We start from the raw sequence: 18,921 nt of genomic DNA on the forward strand, positions 1-18,921 counted from the left end.
TTTCAAGTTGAATTTTAGGTCAACACATCAAGACTATTTCTCGTTCAAGTAGTCCAGTACCACCTCGTGGTGAGTCTTCGTTTTGAACTTGTTGAACACGTGCTCGATGGTGCCGTTTTCATCAATTAGGAAGCTGATACGGTGAAGACCATCATATACCTTACCCATGAATTTTTTCTCGCCCCAGACACCGAACTCTTCAGCTACCGCATGGTCTTCATCCGACAACAAGGTAAAGTTGAGCTCATCTCGCTCGATAAACTTGCCCAGACGTTTTACTGGATCAATGCTCACGCCCAACACCACAACGTTGTGTGCGTCTAGCTCGGCTTTGATATCACGAAGCCCTTGGGCTTGAACCGTACAACCCGGCGTCATCGCTTTTGGGTAGAAGTAGAACAGTACTTTCTTGCCCGCAAAGTCGGCAAGAGTGACGGTGTTGCCGTCTTGATCAAGCAAAGAAAACGCCGGAGCTGGCGAGCCTGCTGTCAAAGTATTCATTGAGCTTTCCTTTTTTATTTATATTTGGTTGTTTTTAATAAAGTTGATGTTACCTAGTACGTTGGATTCCGTACATAGGCTCAAAAATTCTTCTTCTAGCTGCATTAAATTGCAGTCACTTTCGACTAACGCCACGATAGCGATTTGAAACTTGTCGCTGCTGGTCGCAATTTTGTTTTTGTTTATGGTTTGAGCGCTTAGGGTTGATAGGCCGATGTTGCGCTCAGCAAAAAACTGGGTGAACGTTTCGGTTAGTCCAAGTTTATCATCCGACTCAACGAAGGCTTCCACACGATAGCAGTGGTCAGCCACTTCGTGGGTGGCGGTACGTTTCATCATGGTCAGCAGATCATGTTGCTGGCCAAACAGGGGCAATGTGGTTTCCACTCGGGTGAGTGCATTGCTGTTTCCCGAGAGCAACATGATGAGAGTAAATTCAGAACCAAACACAGCGATACGACTATCGACGATGTTGCATCCTGCATCGGTAACCAAATGAGTAATTAGGTTGCTTATTCCTGGGCGATCGCTACCCACTGCGGTGAGTACTAAGTGTTGTAACATAGTCACAGTTCTATTTTTCATGGTGTATTGGCATGGTAGCACAGCTGACAAATCGTGGAGTGGTTCGGCGCAGAAAATTACATCACTTAGGTAGGTTGTGTGGTCAAATTTGCGCTCATTTCACTTTTCTATGCTCAAGCTTCAAATTATTAACAAGAGTTTGTCATCTACCGCGCTTACAAGCCTTGTGTTTCCAAAGGTTGTTACAGTACCATGCAAAGATTAAATAAAAAGGAGATAGACATGTTTTCAGGAAGCTTGGTTGCGCTGGTAACCCCTTTTAATCAAGAAGGTGAAGTGGATTACGATAGCCTGAAAAAGCTAGTCGAGTACCATATTGATGCAGGAACAGATGGAATTGTTGCTGTCGGTACCACCGGTGAGTCTGCAACGCTGACCATCGAAGAACACGTAAAAGTCGTGCAGAAGTGCGTAGAGTACGCTGCAGATCGCGTACAAATCATCGCAGGTACCGGCGCGAATGCGACCCATGAATCAGTGACCTTTAGCCGTTTGCTACAAGGTTCAGGTATTACTGGTGTTCTAAGTGTTACTCCTTACTACAACAAACCGTCGCAAGAAGGTTTATACCAGCATTACAAAGCCATCGCTGAAGTGAGCGATGTGCCAATCATTCTATATAATGTACCAGGTCGTACCGCAGTAGACCTACTGCCAGAAACCGTTGCTCGTCTTGCCAAGATCGAAAATATTGTTGCGCTAAAAGATGCGACCGGTGATCTATCAAGAATTGCACTTCATCGTGAACTTTGTGGCGAAGATTTTATCTTACTAAGTGGCGATGATGCGTCTGGCTTGGAATTTGTGAAGCAAGGTGGTCACGGCGTTATTTCTGTTACTGCAAACGTTGCAGCTAAAGATATGGCAAACATGTTCAAATTGGCACTGGCTGGCGAGTTCGAACAAGCACAAGTGATCGATCAACGTTTGATGGCACTGCACAAGAACCTATTTATCGAGTCAAGCCCGACACCAGTGAAATGGGTGGCGTTAGAGCTTGGTTTGATCAACTACGGTGGTTTGAGACTGCCACTTCTTGAGCTGACAGAAGCATCGCAACCAGTGGTTCGCCAAGCTATGGCTGACGCTGGCATCGCATGATGGAGGAGGGGATAAGCCCCTCCCAATGAGTTTGGACAGTAAGTATTCGTACCAAACAACAAGTGAACTAGGAGTACCAATGAAGTTTTCTACTCAGCTAGTGACAAGCGCACTGGCTGTTTTCGTTCTCAGCGCATGTTCAAGTGACCCGTCTGACCGACGTCAGGCACGCGATGATTTCGATTACCTCGACACCCCACCTTTGAAAGAACTGGCGTTACCTTCTGATGCGACACCGCAGGTGTACCCAGATTATCAGATCCCAGCTGGGGAATTCACTGGTGAGATTGGTCCGAATGTCGATATTCGTCCACCTCAGCAGATTTTAGATTTGATCCCTGGGGCTCGTTCAGAATTTAACGATGGCGAAGTCACCCTCTGGCTTGTAAAGCAAGAAGAAGCGGACAAGGTGTGGCAAACCACACTCGATATGCTGGCAGCACGTGAAATCACGCTGCGTGAGAACAGTGCAAACCGAGTAGAAACCGATTGGGTGACTTGGACTTCGAATGATGAAAACGCTGAGATTGGTAGTCGTTACGCTATTGAGCGATATGAAGCCAACCGCCGCTACGGTTTCAAGATGACCTTGATTGACTGGCGTGAAAATGGCGTGGTTAAGCCTGTTTCAGAGACCAACAAATCTCGCTACAACGTGTTGATGACTAACTTAGTGATGTCCACATACGATGAAAACTTGCGTGAAGAAGCTCGCCTGAAAGCGCAGGAGTTGGTTAAGCATATCCCAATTACCATGGGTAAGGACCGCAGCGGCCTACCAGTCATTATTGCTCGTGCACCGTATGACGTTGTTTGGCAGCAGCTTCCAGAACTATTGCCACAAATGGGCTTTGAGTTGGAAGAGCGCAACCAGTCTCAAGGCGTGGTGAAAGCGAAGTACGCTGAGCCAAATGATGAGTTCTGGCAAACGGTTGGTGTGAAGCCATTTGATCTGAAAGGGACGAACTACACCTTCCTGATTGGTGACTTAAATAACCGTACTTCGATTAATATCACTGATTCATCAGATAAGCCAGTGACAGAAGAGGTACTGAACTCATTAGTACCGGTACTAGCTAAACTGGCAGAAACCAAAGGCAAGTAAGTCTAACTTTGTCCGGCTAGTAAAAAAGCTTGGGGAAATTTCCCCAAGCTTTTTTTGTATTCGGATTAGAATTCACTCGATTTAAAGCTTCTATTTTTTCTCAGTTTTCGGCTTTGAATCATTATTCTCATGCAGCTCTGGATTTAGCTTCTTATCCAGTTCGTTGAGACGATCAAGATCTTTCGCCCCCTGACTTTTATCAAACTTCATATTGGCAGTTTGTTTTAGCGCTGCAATATTACCAGCCACCACCGCAACGACGACAATGATGATTACCCAAGGGTTAGTTAGCCACTCAATCATGATAGACTCCCGATATTGGTGATATATCTAGTATAGATATTAGGCAGGATCTCTTGCACTGTGTCTATGCCTTCGATCGGGTTTTGCGCCCAAACTTGAGTGAGTTGTTCTGGTGTGAGTTGTTTCATCGCAATTTGCGCTACTGGGGCATAGCTGATATGCCAAGGTTCCGCTGCGACACCTCCCCGGTCTTGGTCATAGGGGAAGAAAAAGCCAAGCGGTCTAATTGCTTCTTTTAACCATTGATAAAATGAGTGTTGATGACCGTCTAAATATTCCCACGGCTCTAGCACCAAGTTTTGCCCTTCGGGAAGACAGTTTTTAGCATAGATATCAAAGTCCGTGCCCCAATGGTGCCGACTTGCTCCTGGCAGGGCTGACCAACGCATAATCGTTGTGACTTTCTCTTGCGCAGACAAGGTATTTGCATCGACAGGTCGACTTTGACTATCCAGCAATGGTCGTTTACCCGAAAATTTATTATCCCAGATAAGCTTTTGACGGAAGAAGTCACGAAAGCCGCTAGCGATGGCAAGCTCAAAACCTGCGCTTTGGGCTTGTTGGTGCAATTGGGTAAGGGCAAAGTGAACTTGAGGGTGGGCGAGCAGTTGTTGCTCACCCAAACAGAGTGTTTTGAGGTGGCTTGTCACCACCCCTGTTAGCTGATCAGGCGTCATTCTTACTCAGTAGTTTCTCGAGTACTTTTTCGTACATATCGGTAAGCTTTTCAAGATCGGCGATGTTAACGCACTCGTTGACCTTGTGAATGGTCGCATTAACAGGACCAAGTTCAATCACCTGAGTACCCATTTGTGCAATGAAGCGGCCATCTGAAGTACCACCCGTGGTCAATAGCTCAGGTTTTTTATGGTTCACGTCTTCTACCGCAGCGACGACCGCATCCAGTAACTCACCTGTATCGGTCAAGAATGGTTTGCCGTTGAGTGTCCAGTTTAGGTCATATTCAAAACCGTAAGAGTCTAATGTTGAGTGGACACGGCGTTGGATATCTTGGTGCGTAAGCTCAGTACTGAAGCGTAAGTTGAACTGTACGGTGAACTCGCCTGGGATCACGTTGGATGCTCCCGTACCTGCATGAAGGTTCGGGATCTGGAAGCTGGTAGGTGGGAAGTATTCATTGCCTTCATCCCACTTGATCGCAGCCAGTTCAGCTAATGCTGAAAGAGAAACGTGTACTGGGTTTAGTGCAAGATGCGGATAAGCAACGTGCCCCTGCACCCCACGAACTTTCAAGTCACCAGTTAGCGAGCCGCGGCGACCATTCTTAACCACATCACCTACGTGGTGCGTACTTGATGGTTCACCTACGATACACATATCAATTATCTCGTTGCGCTCCATCAGGGTATCCACCACACGAGTGGTACCGTTGATGAATGGTCCCTCTTCATCGGAAGTGATCAAAAACGCAATTGAACCATCATGATCAGGGTTTTCTTTGATGAATCGCTCTACCGCCACCAGCATACATGCCAGTGAGCCTTTCATATCTGCAGCACCGCGACCATGAAGATGACCATCGATGATGGTTGGCTCAAATGGTGGGGTATGCCACTGATTTGGGTCACCAGCTGGCACTACATCCGTATGTCCTGCAAATGCAAACAGTGGTGCTTTGGTACCACGACGAGCCCAAAGGTTGGTGGTGTCTTCAAACACCATGACTTCAATTTCGAATCCTAGGGCCTTGAGTCGCTCAATCATCATAGGTTGGCAACCTGCGTCTTCTGGGGTTACCGATTGGCGGCTGATGAGGTCTTTGGCAAGGGCCAACACCGGGCTATCTGTCATCCTTGAATATCCTTATTACTTAAAAATCGCTTGGTACTGGTCGGCTTTAAAGCCTAAGTGCAGATCTGAATTTACGCTCAGAATTGGACGTTTGATCATCGCAGGGTGCTCAACTAGTAAAGCAATAGCGGTGTCTGCATTGAGAGTATCTTTTTGCTCTTGGCTGAGCGCACGATAAGTGGTGCCACGTTTGTTGAGTACCTTGTCCCAACCGAGTTGCTCACAGAAGTTTCTCACCATCGCCTCATCGACACCTTGTTTACGGTAATCGTGAAAGGCGAACTCAACATTTTCGGCTTCTAGCCATTTTTTGGCTTTCTTAATCGTGTCGCAGTTTGGGATCCCATACATAGTGATGGTCATAATGGTTCCTTTGAAGCTGGGTAGTTGCCACGACCGCTGGGCAGTGTGGTAAATCATTGTAATAGTGATGTCATCCTATCAGTTTGAGGCGTGGGATCATAGACGCAAGCAATGCACTACAAAATGAAAGAATCTTACAAACTAGGCGGCTTAATCGGCGCAGAATGATGGATATATGCCACTTCTTAGCAAAAACGCCTCACAAATTGACCAAAATTGATCAAACGCAACACACTAAAGCTCGAAACGGAAATAATGGATGTAGCACAGCTTTAGGAGGTATCAATGGAGTTGAATCCTGTGTTTGCGAGGCGTCTATATTTGGCCTTGCTGGTGGAGAATCTTGAAAGGCCGAATGTCCCTAAGTTAATTGAAAAAACTGGGTGGCCGCGCCGAACGATTCAAGATGTGATTAAAGCCCTACCGGGCTTAGGCATTGAGTTGATGTTCATTCAAGACGGTCGTCGCCACAATGACGGCTACTACCAACTGTCAGATTGGGGGCCATTTGACAGTCAATGGGTGATGGATCGAGAAACGGATATTGCCTCTGCTCTCGGATTCTAGAAAAAACGCCAGACGTGATGTCTGGCGTTTTTTTATGTCTGTCTATATTGAATCACTTGTCTATATTGAATCACTATTTTTCACAGCGATAAGCACTACCAAGCAATGTCACTGACGTGGCAAACTCATGAGGCGGATGCAAAACTACCGTATCGGCACCAGCTTGCTGTGCACGATTTTTCACTTGGTTCACTGCCCCTTGGATTAATGAGTCGTTGGTATAAAAAAGATAACTATACCAATGGCCTTCATTGCCAATCACTTCATCGATGAAGGTACATTGCTCTGGCAGCGCAATAGGTGATGTGAGCACCTGTACCGTTCTCGACTGCATTGTGACTTGGTTGGTTGGCGTGCTGCAACCTGCCAGCGCCCCTAGCGCTAAAGCCAAGACTATCCTTTTCATTGCGCCTCTTTGCATCCTAAAGTTATTTGAGTAATAGATAAGTGACAAAGCCTATCCAGCTTACCACTAACAATCCCCACGCTAGTTTAGGCTGCTCCACAACAACTTCCACTTCAGTCTGTATTGGAGTGTCCTCGCTTGTGACAGACTGTTTCTGGCGTTGGACCTTTTTCTTCGCCTTATCAGCTTGACGCTGGCGCTCTTTTTGCTGCTTTTTGTACTGAGCAATGCCTTTTTCGATCCCTTGGGCAATTAATTTGGTCTGCTCTTTGGTTTGTCCGGGTTTTTGAGTCGCTTTGGCTATTTTCATCGCATCTTCTTGAGTTTGCGGAGATGGAGTGATTTTTTTCTGTTTCATGCGCTAGGTATGTTGTTATATTCCTTGAATTAGATTAACACTAATTAATTATTGAGGTAAGCGTGCGTTATCCCATTGAGCAGTATGATAAACATGGTTTTTTGAAGCCGCCTATTTGGTTGTGGCTTGGTTGGCTTTTTTTAGCCAAGGCGTGGATTGTGTTTGTGATTGCAGGGGTAAGCCGAGAGTCAGGCAGTCAGTTGCTTGAGATGATTTATCCCATTCGCGAGTCTTTGTATATCGGGCTATGGTTGGGTTTGCCATCTATAGTAATGATGTGGCTGATTGGATTGCGACACCCAGAGCGTCGATGGATCAATAGAATGATGAGCGCATCAAGGGGCTTAACCATCACAATAACCATTCTCCACCTTGGATTGATCATTTTACAAATTGTCAGGACAAATCATGTCTTTAGTTGGTCGGTCGCAGTGAGCGGTGTGATACTAGTTTGGTTTTTGCTGTTCCTGATCAATAGCAAACGGGTGAAAACATGTTTATCCTCGATGTCTCTAGAATAAGTATTATTAATAACTATAGATTGAAGTGAGTTTGTTATGTCGAGTTCTCAGCCAGCGATTGTCGCCGATGCCGGCCCATTTGCACTGTATGTGCAGTTAAAAGTTCAGACTAACCATAGCCGAGTGCTAGAGCGCTTACAGGCGTTGCCAGAAATGGTGGAAGTGTTAAATCATCATCAGCCACAGGCGGATCTAAAAGTGAGTGTTGCTTTTAGTCACAGCTTTTGGGCTCAAACTAATCAAAGCATGCCATCAGAATTGGTACCTTTCCCTGAGCTGGGTGAAGGGGATGCTCATGCACCGAGCACCGATGTGGATGTACTGCTGCATTGCCACTCTCACCGTCATGACTTGCATTTTTATGTGCTACGTAAGCTACTGGCAGATATTGAGCAGGATGTAGATGTCGTTGATGAAACTTATGGTTACCGTTATTTGGATAGCCGTGACATGACTGATTTCATCGATGGTACTGAAAACCCTGCGGGTGAAAAACGTGCGGAAGTTGCTTTGATCCCTGAAGGGGATTTTGCTGGCGGTGCATACGTCATGGTGCAGCGTTTTATTCACCAACTTCCGGCGTGGAATCGTTTGTCGGTGGAGAAACAGGAAAAAATTATCGGTCGAACCAAGCCTGACTCTATTGAACTGGATGATGTGCCACCTACGTCCCACGTTGGTCGAGTGGACATTAAAGAAGAAGGTGTGGGCCTGAAGATTGTTCGCCACAGTTTGCCTTATGGCTCTGTCTCTGGTGAGCACGGCCTGCTGTTTATTGCCTACTGCAATACCGTACATAACTTCCAAGCGATGCTAGATAGCATGTACGGTGTGACCGATGGCAAAACAGATATGATGTTGCGTTTTACTAAAGCGGTGACAGGTGCGTACTTCTTTGCACCAGCGAATGAAATGCTGGCAGCGATGGAAATCGCTTAAGCTACTGCTGACAGTTCTCTTCTTACTGGTTTAGGGGAGAACTGTCTTTAATATATAGCCCCTTCCTGATCCCAAGCCCGCTTTGCTAGCTAAGCAGCAAATAGATCTACACTTAAAAAGCCAAAAATCCTTCTCAAGTTTTCTCTCATTTGGTCGTTATCTAAGCTGTAATCCCTATTTTTGTGAGTCTAATGGCCGTAACTGTTAACACCAATGTTTCCGCATTGATTGCCCAAAGAAATCTCGGGCAAGCAACTAGCGCATTGAACCAATCCTTGGAGCGTTTAGCTTCAGGGAGTCGGATCAATAGTGCTAAGGATGATGCGGCGGGGTTGCAGATCTCTAATCGTTTAGAAACTCAAATGCGAGGATTGGACGTGGCGGTTCGTAATGCCAATGATGGTATTTCGATCATGCAAACTGCCGAAGGGGCGATGAAAGAAACCACCAATATCTTGCAGCGAATGCGGGATCTCTCGCTTCAATCAGCGAATGGTTCAAATAGCTCAGCAGAACGCCAAGCGCTGCAAGAGGAGTTTACTGCACTCAATGACGAGCTGAATCGGATTGCGGAAACCACTTCGTTTGGAGGCCGTAAGCTATTAAACGGTACCTATGGTGATGCGGCGTTCCAGATTGGCGCAGGCTCAGGGGAGGCAGTGAGTGTTGGGCTGCGAAACATGCGTTCGGATACTTTGTCGATGGGGGGCTTTAGCTATGTGGCGAATGCGATGGCTGATGACAGTTGGACGGTTTCCCCGGGTAATGAGCAGTTTACAATAAGTTACACCGACAAACGGGGCCAGAATGTTGTTATCGATATCCAGGCTAAGGTTGGCGATGACATCGAAGAGGTAGCCACTTACATCAATGGCCAAACGGACAACGTGTCCGCCTCGGTAAATGAACATGGCCAACTGCAAATTTTTGCCTCTGGTGACGAAGCCGCGACAAACTTAAGTTTTGGTGGCGCATTGGCCAGTACGCTCAGTATGTCCGGTCCGGTGATGGAAACGGTACACAGCGCACAGATCACCGATGTGGGTGGGGCTCAGCGTTCGGTGGCAATTATTGATCAGGCGCTTAAGTATGTGGACAGCCATAGAGCGGAACTAGGGGCCTATCAGAATCGTTTTGACCATGCGATTAATAACTTAAGCAATATTAATGAAAATCTTGCTGCTTCCAATAGTCGCATCAAAGACACCGATTACGCCAAAGAGTCGGTTCAAATGTTGAAACAACAGATATTGCAGCAAGTCAGTACTTCCATTTTGGCTCAAGCCAAGCAAGCGCCTAATTTGGCGCTGACTCTTCTTGGTTAAAGCACTTCTCTTTCATTTAATGCCATTTGTTGCATTTGGTGGGAAAGTGTCTTTGTTGTACCTATAAACCCCACTTTTCTTCTCTTAAACCTCCTTTTGGCTCTTACCTAATTGCAAAAGTGTCTAAAAAACACTCAATAGGCTGATCTGTGTCGTTCGCTAAAAGCCTTATTTTGTAGGCGATTAAGACAAAAAATCTTGCTGTATCGGCCTAGGCTTGAATTGCTTTAGTAGAAAATTCACAAATATATGCTGTTTGAGTGAAAAGTGACCGTTTGGCAAAAAAATAAAGTTTTTTGGCTTTTTTTTCTAAAGGATTTTCGATGCCTTCCGTTAAATAAAACATCTTAAATGAATCAACTTGGTTTTCCGCGACGGCGGAAGCCGCACTACGGAAAATCAATTGGAGTAAACCATTATGGGCATGACAGTAAACACAAACGTATCTGCGATGACAGCACAGCGTCACTTAAACAACGCAGCGAACAACATGACAACATCGATGGAACGTTTGTCTTCTGGATTCAAAATCAACAGTGCAAAGGACGATGCGGCAGGTCTACAGATCTCTAACCGTTTGAACGTTCAAAGCCGTGGTCTAGAAGTGGCTGTACGAAATGCCAACGATGGTATCTCAATCGCACAAACCGCAGAAGGTGCGATGAACGAAACCACCAACATCCTGCAACGTATGCGTGACCTATCACTGCAATCAGCGAACGGCTCTAACTCAAAATCAGAGCGAGTTGCGATTCAAGAAGAAGTGACAGCGCTTAACGACGAACTAAACCGTATCGCAGAAACCACATCTTTCGGTGGTAACAAGCTGCTGAACGGCACCTACGGTACATCATCGTTCCAAATCGGTGCCGATAACGGTGAAGCCGTGATGATGACGCTAAAAGACATGCGCAGCGATAACTCAATGATGGGTGGTTCAAGCTACCAAGCGGCGAACGCAAAAGATAAAGATTGGACAGTGGGTGCGACGGGTAACGATCTACAAATCGACCTAACTGACACCAACGGTCAAGCACAAACCATTAATATCACCGCAAAAGAAGGCGATGACATTGAAGAGCTGGCAACTTACATCAATGGTCAAACAGACATGGTGAAAGCGTCAGTGAACGAAGATGGTCAACTACAGCTGTTTGCTGGTAACAACAAAGTGACAGGTGACCTAGCACTATCTGGTGGTCTGGCGACAGACCTAGGCCTTGCCAAGTCAGGCGACGTGACAGTACACACCATCGATGTGACTTCTGTGGGCGGCGCTCAAGAATCGGTAGCAATCATTGACTCGGCGTTGAAGTACGTAGACAGCCACCGTGCAGAGCTCGGTGCGATTCAAAACCGTCTAGGTCATGCGATCAGCAACCTAGATAACATCAATGAGAACGTGAATGCGTCGAAGAGCCGCATCAAAGACACGGACTTTGCGAAAGAAACGACCACCATGACTAAGAATCAGATCCTTCAACAGGCATCGACGTCGATTCTTGCTCAAGCGAAGCAGGCACCAAACGCTGCGATGAGCCTACTAGGCTAATATCGAGCTAAAAAAGATATCCAGGGTGAGAGATGTAAATTACTGAAAATAAACAGTAGTTATAGAGCCCTCAAGGCCAAGGAGAGATCCTTGGCCTTTTTTTGATCCTTTTTCACCCGAAACACTAAAGGTTTTGCACGGCATGCCGTTAAAGAAAGTACTAGAGAGAGATACACAACAAAATGGTTATCCGTGACGGCGGAAACTGCACAGTGGATATCAATTTGGAGTAACGATCATGGGTATGACAGTAAATACAAACGTATCAGCGATGACAGCGCAGCGTCACTTAAACAATGCTGCAGGTGAACTCAATGTTTCTATGGAACGTCTGTCATCAGGTTTCCAGATTAACAGCGCAAAAGATGACGCTGCTGGTTTGCAAATTTCTAACCGCTTAAACGTGCAAAGCCGTGGTTTAACCGTTGCTGTACGTAACGCAAATGATGGTATTTCTATTGCTCAAACCGCAGAAGGGGCAATGAATGAAACTACCAGTATCTTGCAACGTATGCGTGATCTCTCACTGCAATCTGCTAATGGTTCCAACTCGAAATCGGAGCGTATCGCTATCCAAGAAGAAGTGACAGCGCTTAACGATGAGCTTAACCGCATCGCAGAAACCACGTCTTTTGGTGGTAACAAATTGCTTAACGGCACTTTTGGTACTTCTGCATTTCAAATCGGTGCAGATAATGGTGAAGCCGTGATGCTGTCATTAAAAGATATGCGTAGCGACAACTCCATGATGGGCGGTATCAGCTATAAAGCCGCCAATGCCAAAGATAAAGATTGGGGTGTCGATCCTGCGGCTAATCAAATAGTGCTCACCTTTACCGACGTTGCTGGACAGACGCAAACTGTCGATATCACGGCAAAAACTGGCGATGATATTGAAGAGGTAGCGACTTATATCAACGGTCAAACGGATATGGTAAAAGCCTCCGTGAGTGAAGATGGTAAGCTACAAGTCTTTGCTGGTAATAATAAAATTCAGGGTGATGTTGCCTTTAGTGGCAGCTTGGCATCGGATCTTGGTATTGCCAAATCAGGGGATGTGACGGTAAATACCATTGATGTAACCTCAGTGGCTGGTGCACAAGAATCGGTGGCAATTATTGATTCGGCACTCAAGTATGTGGATAGCCATCGAGCCGAGTTAGGGGCATTTCAGAATCGATTTGGCCATGCGATCAGCAACTTGGATAACATCAACGAGAATGTGAATGCGTCCAAGAGTCGCATTAAAGACACTGATTTTGCCAGTGAAACGACCTCCATGACCAAGGCACAAATATTACAACAAGCTTCAACATCTATCCTTGCTCAAGCTAAGCAAGCACCTAATTCAGCACTGAATTTATTAGGCTAATTGAGCTTTAAACTAAATTATAAAAAGACGTCTTTATGGCGTCTTTTTTTGATCTTTACCCTCTAGAAATGTTCATTTATTCGCCTTTGAGTGTAAAAAGTGAATTTAATGCGAAAAAGTTCTAAAGAAGTCAAAAATGGTGCCGTTAAATAAAGTACTAACAGAGACAACTTTGGTTTTCCGTAGCAGCTGGTGCGACTCGGAAGCCGCACTACGGAAAATCAATTGGAGTAAACCATTATGGGCATGACAGTAAACACAAACGTATCTGCGATGACAGCACAGCGTCACCTAAACAACGCAGCGAATAACATGACAACATCGATGGAGCGTTTGTCTTCTGGATTCAAAATCAACAGTGCAAAGGACGATGCGGCAGGTCTACAGATCTCTAACCGCTTGAACGTTCAAAGCCGTGGTCTAGAAGTGGCTGTACGAAATGCCAACGATGGTATCTCAATCGCACAAACCGCAGAAGGTGCGATGAACGAAACCACTAACATCCTGCAACGTATGCGTGACCTATCACTGCAATCAGCGAACGGCTCTAACTCGAAATCAGAGCGAGTTGCGATTCAAGAAGAAGTGACAGCGCTTAACGACGAACTAAACCGTATCGCAGAAACCACATCTTTCGGTGGTAACAAGCTGCTGAACGGCACCTACGGTACATCATCGTTCCAAATCGGTGCCGACAACGGTGAAGCCGTGATGATGACGCTAAAAGACATGCGCAGCGATAACTCAATGATGGGTGGTTCAAGCTACCAAGCGGCGAACGCAAAAGATAAAGATTGGACAGTGGGTGCGACGGGTAACGATCTACAAATCGACCTAACTGACACCAACGGTCAAGCGCAAACCATCAATATCACCGCAAAAGAAGGCGATGATATCGAAGAGCTAGCGACGTACATCAATGGTCAAACAGACATGGTGAAGGCGTCAGTGAACGAAGATGGTCAACTACAGCTGTTTGCTGGTAACAACAAAGTGACAGGTGACCTAGCACTATCTGGTGGCCTGGCGACAGACCTAGGTATGGCCAAGTCAGGTGACGTAACGGTACACACTATCGACGTGACATCAGTGGGCGGCGCTCAAGAATCGGTAGCAATCATTGACTCGGCGTTGAAGTACGTAGACAGCCACCGCGCTGAGCTAGGTGCGATTCAAAACCGTCTAGGCCATGCGATCAGCAACCTAGATAACATCAACGAGAACGTGAATGCGTCGAAGAGCCGCATCAAAGACACGGACTTTGCGAAAGAAACGACCACCATGACTAAGAATCAGATCCTTCAACAGGCATCGACGTCGATTCTTGCTCAAGCGAAACAGGCACCAAACGCAGCGATGAGTCTATTGGGTTAATTGTCTAACCGTTTGGCGTAGCAATCGCCACTAGAGTTGTCATAACGTTGGCTTGCATTTCTGTCGGCTAACTTAAGAAAACTTTAGAATAAATTGAGATTAAATTGCTATTTTTGCGGGTTGGTTTTGATTAATCGATCTAGGGTGCTTTTTTGCCAAAAAAAGAGGTTTTTCGGTTAAAGAATAATAGTGTTGAGCCGTTAAGTTAATTAACAAAGGAACATTAACAACTAAATTGGTTTTCCGTTGAACTGCATAGTGAGGGACGGAAACCGCACTAACCGAAAACCAAATTGGAGAAATCATCATGGGTATGACAGTTAACACTAACGTTTCAGCAATGACCGCACAACGCCACCTAAATAATGCAGCAAGCGAGCTTAATACGTCGATGGAGCGCCTATCGTCAGGTTTTAAGATCAACAGCGCTAAAGACGATGCAGCAGGTCTACAAATATCTAATCGCCTGAATGTGCAAAGTCGTGGTTTAGACGTTGCGGTACGAAACGCCAATGATGGTATCTCCATTGCCCAAACCGCTGAAGGTGCGATGAATGAGACCACCAACATCTTGCAACGTATGCGTGACCTGTCGCTGCAGTCGGCGAACGGTTCTAACTCCAAGTCAGAGCGCATTGCAATTCAAGAAGAGGTAACAGCGTTAAACGATGAACTGAATCGTATCGCAGAGACAACATCGTTTGGTGGCAACAAGTTACTTAACGGAACCTATGGCACAGCGGCATTCCAAATTGGTGCGGATAACGGTGAAGCCGTGATGCTGACCCTAAAAGATATGCGCAGCGATAACGCCATGATGGGTGGTGCAAGCTATCAAGCGGCTAACGCAAAAGACAAAGATTGGGTGGTTGATGGTGCAACCAACCAAATCACCATGGATTTCACCGATGTTGATGGTACGGCACAAAACATCACCATCAACGCCAAAGCGGGTGACGATATCGAGGAGCTAGCCACTTACATTAATGGCCAAACCGACATGGTGAAAGCTTCAGTAAGTGATGAAGGCAAGCTGCAAATCTTTTCTGGCAACAACAAGATCCAGGGAGACGTCACTTTCGGTGGCTCGCTGAGTTCTGATTTAGGCATTGCTAAGCGTGCAGACGTGACAGTTGACACTATTGACGTGACTTCAGTTGCGGGCTCTCAAGAGTCTGTCGCCATCATTGATGCCGCATTGAAATATGTCGATAGTCATCGCGCTGAGCTTGGGGCGTTCCAAAATAGATTTGGTCACGCAATCAGTAACTTAGATAACATAAATGAAAATGTGAATGCGTCGAAGAGCCGCATTAAAGACACTGATTTTGCCAGCGAAACCACGGCGATGACCAAAGCGCAAATCTTGCAGCAGGCATCCACCTCGATTCTTGCACAGGCGAAGCAAGCACCGAATGCGGCAATGAGCTTGTTGGGATAATTGAAATAGGGGAGGAGTTGTCCTCCCCTTTACGCCCCTATAGAAGGGGGGTGTTGTTTGGACGCATTTATCCAAGTGTTTCCAACCAACACATCAACAGAACTAAGGAGTGTATTTAGGAGCCATAACGTAATTCTTTATTGCGCCGAACTCAAAGTCGGTGAGAAAGCAGATATGGAGTGATCTCAAGTATCTGAGTAAATGAATTGATTAAAGCCAATCGCCAGCGTCTAGCGTGCTGACTGCGCACAGGTTGCGAGCAGCCTAGATAGGGGATAGGTGTACCTAGATTGACAACCTACCGGTATAGCCAGTGATGTGCCTAAGCCATCCTAAGGAATACCAACCGTAGGGAAGATCCATCTAACGTACATAAGATCGATCTATTGCTTAGTTGGGGGATTGCCAGACCTAGATACACTTTAGCGTCAGCTGAGTGTGCTCTTCTAGTACCCCACAGATCTTGTGGGAGAAACACAACAACTGCCATTAGGGTAGGGGTTAAGTGTATCTGTAATTCTATGGAATATGAATTATATAAAAAGTTAACTTGATGAACTTTAGGGTTTATTTTTACTTTTTTACTATTTATATGGTTTTTATGGTGTTTTTAGATGAATTAACAAATAAGTTAAACTTTACCTAATAAAAACCTAAAGTAATTAGAAGTTAAGCCGATATAAAAAGTGACTTTGAGAGAACTAGTTGGTTTTCCGAGACGTCGGAAGCCGCCCTTAACGGAAAATCAATGGGAGAAATCACCATGAGTATTACTGTAAACACGAACGTCTCTGCAATGACGGCTCAACGCCATCTAAATAATGCAGCAAGTTCGACACAAACCTCGATGGAGCGTTTGTCGTCAGGTTACAAAATCAATAGCGCAAAAGATGATGCGGCAGGTCTGCAAATCTCGAACCGCTTGAACGTTCAAAGCCGAGGCTTGGATGTGGCTGTACGAAATGCCAACGACGGTATTTCTATGGCTCAGACTGCTGAAGGTGCGATGAACGAAACCACCAACATCCTTCAACGTATGCGTGACTTGTCATTGCAATCTGCGAATGGCTCAAACTCCAAGTCTGAGCGTGTTGCGATTCAGGAAGAAGTAACGGCGTTGAATGACGAGCTTAACCGTATCGCTGAAACCACTTCATTTGGTGGTAACAAGCTACTTAACGGTACTTTCGGTGATGCTTCATTCCAGATCGGTGCTGACAGCGGTGAAGCGGTAATGCTAGGCATTAAGAGCATGCGTAGCGATGAAGCTCAGATGGGCGGAAAATCGTACCAAGCTGCGAATGCGAAAGATGCAAACTGGACAGTACAAGCTGGTACCCAAGACATCACGATGAGTTTTGATGACGCTGATGGTGTTACCCAAAACCTAACCATCAATGCCAAAGTTGGTGATGATATTGAAGAGCTAGCGACTTACATCAATGGTCAAACGGATGCTGTTAAGGCTTCTGTAAGCGACGATGGTGCGCTTCAAGTCTTCTCTGCAACCGACAAAGTAACGTCAGACATTACTTTCGGTGGTTCACTTGGCGGTGACCTAGCAATGGGTGGCCCGCAAGCGAAAACGGTAAACGATATCGACGTAACATCTGTAGCTGGTTCACAAGAAGCGGTGGCAGTCGTTGACGCAGCACTTCAATACGTGGATAGCCATCGTGCAGAACTTGGTGCGTTCCAGAATCGTTTCGACCACGCTATCAACAACTTAGATAACATTAACGAAAACGTGAATGCGTCTAAGAGCCGAATCAAAGACACCGACTTTGCTCGTGAAACTACGGCAATGACTAAGTCTCAGATTCTGCAGCAGGCATCGACGTCGATCCTTGCGCAAGCAAAGCAATCTCCAAACTCGGCACTAATGCTTTTGGGCTAATGCTGGATTGAAGATCTTAGGGCGGATCAAGGTGGTCAGAAGGAATTGGCCTGGTCACCTAAATCCACTGGGAAATGACGACTAGCCTCACGGCGATGTCGAACAAGGAAAGTCGTCCTCCCATCGCCCACCCAGATTGCTGGGTGATGATGTGGAACTCTCACAATTATCTAAAGCAGTATTTAGGAGCTTAATGTGGCAGTAACGGTTAACACCAACGTTCAAGCAATGGCGACCCGGCACCAACTTAAAGAGGTGACTAGTGGTAGCGCAACTGCGATGGAACGACTGTCTTCAGGTAGCAAGATAAATACCGCAGCGGATGATGCAGCTGGGCTGCAAATTGCCAATCGACTCCAGGTACAAACTCGCGGAATAGATGTAGCGATTCGTAACGCAAATGACGGTATGTCCATTGTCTCCACAGCAGAAGGTGCAATGGATGAGAGTACGAACGTCATGCTGCGAATGCGCGACTTAGCTATACAATCGGCTAACGGGAGCAACTCTCTCTCCGATCGTGAGGCACTGCAAGAAGAAGTCAGTGACCTTAACGACGAGCTCAACCGTATCGCAGAAACGAGCAGTTTCGGCGGTGAAAAGCTGATTAATGGCACATATGGGACCCGATCGTTTCATATTGGTCCAAACACAGATGCCATTATGGTTTCTTTGACTGATATGCGAAGTGACGGAAGTTCAATGGGAGGAATGACATATTTAGCAGACAATAGTAAAGACAAGGATTGGGTCGTGCCAGACAGTGGCAATCTGCTCAATATCCAGTTTAATGATGTTGTTGGCAACCCGGAGACGCTGCAGGTAAAAGCGAAGTCTGGGGATAATATTGAAGAGCTAGCGACTTACATCAACGGACAAACCGATGTGCTGAGAGCTTCTGTAACGGAAGATGGAAAGCTTCAGATGTTTGCTTCGAGTAAAGATGTAACATCAGACCTCTCATTTAGCGGCGGACTCGCCGCTGAATTGGGGCTGCAAAAAGACCAAGCGATGACTGTCGATGATATCGACGTAACCTCTGTTGGCGGTGCTCAACAGGCCATAGCGGTATTAGATAATGCGCTCGCCTATGTTGACAGCGAACGAGGGCAGCTGGGGGCTTTACACAACCGCTTTGAACGTGCGGTTTCAAATTTAGGAAGTATGGGCATAAACGTCAGCGATTCTCACGGACAATTGCGTGACACTGACTTTGCCCGTACTGCCACTGAGCTAACCAAAAACCAAATATTAAGCCAATCATCATCGGCAATTATGGCTCAGGCAAACCAACTACCATCCGCAGCAACTCGATTACTCCACTAAAAATCGCTGCGGTGTAAGAACGAAGTGACCCAATCTTGGGTCACCCGTTTATTCATATCTATTAAAGACATAG

The 18,921-nt window shown here is 46.1% G+C and carries 20 protein-coding genes; 12 read left to right on the forward strand and 8 right to left on the reverse strand.

Annotation, left to right across the window (positions count from 1 at the left end; genetic code table 11):
- Positions 1–33: 33 nt before the first annotated feature.
- Both bcp and J4N39_RS03755 read right to left on the reverse strand, forming a co-directional pair.
- On the reverse strand, positions 34–501 hold the full coding sequence (gene bcp, locus J4N39_RS03750) for a thioredoxin-dependent thiol peroxidase (RefSeq protein WP_252022083.1): 468 nt from the start codon (positions 499–501) through the stop codon (positions 34–36).
- A gap of 18 nt (positions 502–519) precedes the next feature.
- The gene (locus tag J4N39_RS03755; RefSeq protein ID WP_252022085.1) at positions 520–1,065 is read right to left on the reverse strand and encodes a glycine cleavage system transcriptional repressor; all 546 of its coding nucleotides are present in this window, start codon (positions 1,063–1,065) and stop codon (positions 520–522) included.
- Between the two features lie 243 nt (positions 1,066–1,308).
- Here J4N39_RS03755 and dapA point away from each other — a divergent pair, with 243 nt between their 5' ends.
- Positions 1,309–2,187: a 4-hydroxy-tetrahydrodipicolinate synthase gene (gene dapA / locus J4N39_RS03760; RefSeq protein ID WP_252022087.1), complete on the forward strand. Its 879-nt coding sequence runs from the start codon at positions 1,309–1,311 to the stop codon at positions 2,185–2,187.
- Positions 2,188–2,266: 79 nt separating this feature from the next.
- The gene (bamC, locus tag J4N39_RS03765) at positions 2,267–3,292 is read left to right on the forward strand and encodes an outer membrane protein assembly factor BamC (protein WP_252022089.1); all 1,026 of its coding nucleotides are present in this window, start codon (positions 2,267–2,269) and stop codon (positions 3,290–3,292) included.
- A 90-nt stretch (positions 3,293–3,382) separates the two neighbouring features.
- Here the strand turns inward: bamC and J4N39_RS03770 are convergent, their stop codons facing one another.
- The 4 genes from J4N39_RS03770 to J4N39_RS03785 are packed head-to-tail and all read right to left on the reverse strand — an operon-like array spanning position 3,383 to position 5,770.
- Positions 3,383–3,595, reverse strand: coding sequence for a DUF2897 family protein (locus J4N39_RS03770; RefSeq protein WP_252022091.1), 213 nt, complete (start codon positions 3,593–3,595; stop codon positions 3,383–3,385).
- Positions 3,592–4,272 (reverse strand): M15 family metallopeptidase, encoded by a 681-nt coding sequence (locus J4N39_RS03775; protein WP_252022093.1) that lies wholly within the window; start codon positions 4,270–4,272, stop codon positions 3,592–3,594. The genes J4N39_RS03770 and J4N39_RS03775 overlap by 4 nt, the downstream gene beginning before the upstream one ends.
- Positions 4,262–5,407, reverse strand: a complete 1,146-nt coding sequence (dapE, locus tag J4N39_RS03780) for a succinyl-diaminopimelate desuccinylase (protein ID WP_252022095.1) — start codon at positions 5,405–5,407, stop codon at positions 4,262–4,264. The genes J4N39_RS03775 and dapE overlap by 11 nt, the downstream gene beginning before the upstream one ends.
- A gap of 15 nt (positions 5,408–5,422) precedes the next feature.
- Entirely contained in the window at positions 5,423–5,770 is a 348-nt protein-coding gene (locus J4N39_RS03785; RefSeq protein WP_252022097.1) for an ArsC family reductase, read from the reverse strand.
- A 285-nt stretch (positions 5,771–6,055) separates the two neighbouring features.
- Here J4N39_RS03785 and J4N39_RS03790 point away from each other — a divergent pair, with 285 nt between their 5' ends.
- Positions 6,056–6,337, forward strand: coding sequence for a winged helix-turn-helix domain-containing protein (locus J4N39_RS03790; protein ID WP_252022099.1), 282 nt, complete (start codon positions 6,056–6,058; stop codon positions 6,335–6,337).
- Positions 6,338–6,410: 73 nt separating this feature from the next.
- Here the strand turns inward: J4N39_RS03790 and J4N39_RS03795 are convergent, their stop codons facing one another.
- Together J4N39_RS03795 and J4N39_RS03800 are read right to left on the reverse strand one after the other, a co-directional pair.
- Positions 6,411–6,743 carry a DUF4156 domain-containing protein gene (locus J4N39_RS03795; RefSeq protein ID WP_252022101.1) on the reverse strand — a complete coding sequence of 111 codons (333 nt, stop codon included), beginning with the start codon at positions 6,741–6,743 and terminating at the stop codon, positions 6,411–6,413.
- Between the two features lie 22 nt (positions 6,744–6,765).
- A complete protein-coding gene (locus J4N39_RS03800; RefSeq protein ID WP_252022103.1) occupies positions 6,766–7,101 on the reverse strand; it encodes a DUF2956 domain-containing protein in 336 nt (111 codons plus the stop codon).
- A 62-nt stretch (positions 7,102–7,163) separates the two neighbouring features.
- On the opposite strand from J4N39_RS03800, the gene J4N39_RS03805 reads away from it, so the two are divergent.
- The 9 genes from J4N39_RS03805 to J4N39_RS03845 all read left to right on the forward strand — a co-directional run bounded on the left by J4N39_RS03805 (position 7,164) and on the right by J4N39_RS03845 (position 18,848).
- A complete protein-coding gene (locus tag J4N39_RS03805) occupies positions 7,164–7,622 on the forward strand; it encodes a DUF2919 domain-containing protein (RefSeq protein WP_252022105.1) in 459 nt (152 codons plus the stop codon).
- Between the two features lie 36 nt (positions 7,623–7,658).
- A complete protein-coding gene (locus tag J4N39_RS03810) occupies positions 7,659–8,561 on the forward strand; it encodes a Dyp-type peroxidase (protein WP_252022107.1) in 903 nt (300 codons plus the stop codon).
- A gap of 191 nt (positions 8,562–8,752) precedes the next feature.
- Positions 8,753–9,886: a flagellin gene (locus J4N39_RS03815; RefSeq protein ID WP_252022109.1), complete on the forward strand. Its 1,134-nt coding sequence runs from the start codon at positions 8,753–8,755 to the stop codon at positions 9,884–9,886.
- A 418-nt stretch (positions 9,887–10,304) separates the two neighbouring features.
- A complete protein-coding gene (locus tag J4N39_RS03820; RefSeq protein ID WP_252022111.1) occupies positions 10,305–11,438 on the forward strand; it encodes a flagellin in 1,134 nt (377 codons plus the stop codon).
- Between the two features lie 238 nt (positions 11,439–11,676).
- Positions 11,677–12,810: a flagellin gene (locus tag J4N39_RS03825; RefSeq protein WP_252022113.1), complete on the forward strand. Its 1,134-nt coding sequence runs from the start codon at positions 11,677–11,679 to the stop codon at positions 12,808–12,810.
- A gap of 240 nt (positions 12,811–13,050) precedes the next feature.
- On the forward strand, positions 13,051–14,184 hold the full coding sequence (locus J4N39_RS03830) for a flagellin (RefSeq protein ID WP_252022115.1): 1,134 nt from the start codon (positions 13,051–13,053) through the stop codon (positions 14,182–14,184).
- Positions 14,185–14,491: 307 nt separating this feature from the next.
- Positions 14,492–15,625, forward strand: a complete 1,134-nt coding sequence (locus J4N39_RS03835; RefSeq protein WP_252022118.1) for a flagellin — start codon at positions 14,492–14,494, stop codon at positions 15,623–15,625.
- Positions 15,626–16,388: 763 nt separating this feature from the next.
- Complete coding sequence (locus J4N39_RS03840; protein WP_252022121.1) at positions 16,389–17,522, forward strand: flagellin; 1,134 nt, start codon at positions 16,389–16,391, stop codon at positions 17,520–17,522.
- 195 nt (positions 17,523–17,717) lie between these two features.
- Complete coding sequence (locus J4N39_RS03845) at positions 17,718–18,848, forward strand: flagellin (protein WP_252022123.1); 1,131 nt, start codon at positions 17,718–17,720, stop codon at positions 18,846–18,848.
- The last annotated feature ends 73 nt before the right edge of the window (positions 18,849–18,921 follow it).

The sequence above is a fragment of the Vibrio sp. SCSIO 43136 genome (assembly GCF_023716565.1).
GTDB lineage: Bacteria > Pseudomonadota > Gammaproteobacteria > Enterobacterales > Vibrionaceae > Vibrio.

Coding starts and splice junctions, on each gene's coding strand:
- J4N39_RS03810 (WP_252022107.1), top strand. CDS start 7,659: ATGTCGAGTTCTCAGCCAGCGATTGTCGCCGATGCCGGCCCATTTGCA.
- J4N39_RS03840 (WP_252022121.1), top strand. CDS start 16,389: ATGAGTATTACTGTAAACACGAACGTCTCTGCAATGACGGCTCAACGC.
- bamC (WP_252022089.1), top strand. CDS start 2,267: ATGAAGTTTTCTACTCAGCTAGTGACAAGCGCACTGGCTGTTTTCGTT.
- J4N39_RS03755 (WP_252022085.1), bottom strand. CDS start 1,065: ATGTTACAACACTTAGTACTCACCGCAGTGGGTAGCGATCGCCCAGGA.
- J4N39_RS03830 (WP_252022115.1), top strand. CDS start 13,051: ATGGGCATGACAGTAAACACAAACGTATCTGCGATGACAGCACAGCGT.
- J4N39_RS03820 (WP_252022111.1), top strand. CDS start 10,305: ATGGGCATGACAGTAAACACAAACGTATCTGCGATGACAGCACAGCGT.
- dapA (WP_252022087.1), top strand. CDS start 1,309: ATGTTTTCAGGAAGCTTGGTTGCGCTGGTAACCCCTTTTAATCAAGAA.
- J4N39_RS03800 (WP_252022103.1), bottom strand. CDS start 7,101: ATGAAACAGAAAAAAATCACTCCATCTCCGCAAACTCAAGAAGATGCG.
- J4N39_RS03815 (WP_252022109.1), top strand. CDS start 8,753: ATGGCCGTAACTGTTAACACCAATGTTTCCGCATTGATTGCCCAAAGA.
- J4N39_RS03770 (WP_252022091.1), bottom strand. CDS start 3,595: ATGATTGAGTGGCTAACTAACCCTTGGGTAATCATCATTGTCGTCGTT.
- J4N39_RS03785 (WP_252022097.1), bottom strand. CDS start 5,770: ATGACCATCACTATGTATGGGATCCCAAACTGCGACACGATTAAGAAA.
- J4N39_RS03825 (WP_252022113.1), top strand. CDS start 11,677: ATGGGTATGACAGTAAATACAAACGTATCAGCGATGACAGCGCAGCGT.
- J4N39_RS03835 (WP_252022118.1), top strand. CDS start 14,492: ATGGGTATGACAGTTAACACTAACGTTTCAGCAATGACCGCACAACGC.
- J4N39_RS03795 (WP_252022101.1), bottom strand. CDS start 6,743: ATGAAAAGGATAGTCTTGGCTTTAGCGCTAGGGGCGCTGGCAGGTTGC.
- bcp (WP_252022083.1), bottom strand. CDS start 501: ATGAATACTTTGACAGCAGGCTCGCCAGCTCCGGCGTTTTCTTTGCTT.
- J4N39_RS03790 (WP_252022099.1), top strand. CDS start 6,056: ATGGAGTTGAATCCTGTGTTTGCGAGGCGTCTATATTTGGCCTTGCTG.
- J4N39_RS03775 (WP_252022093.1), bottom strand. CDS start 4,272: ATGACGCCTGATCAGCTAACAGGGGTGGTGACAAGCCACCTCAAAACA.
- dapE (WP_252022095.1), bottom strand. CDS start 5,407: ATGACAGATAGCCCGGTGTTGGCCCTTGCCAAAGACCTCATCAGCCGC.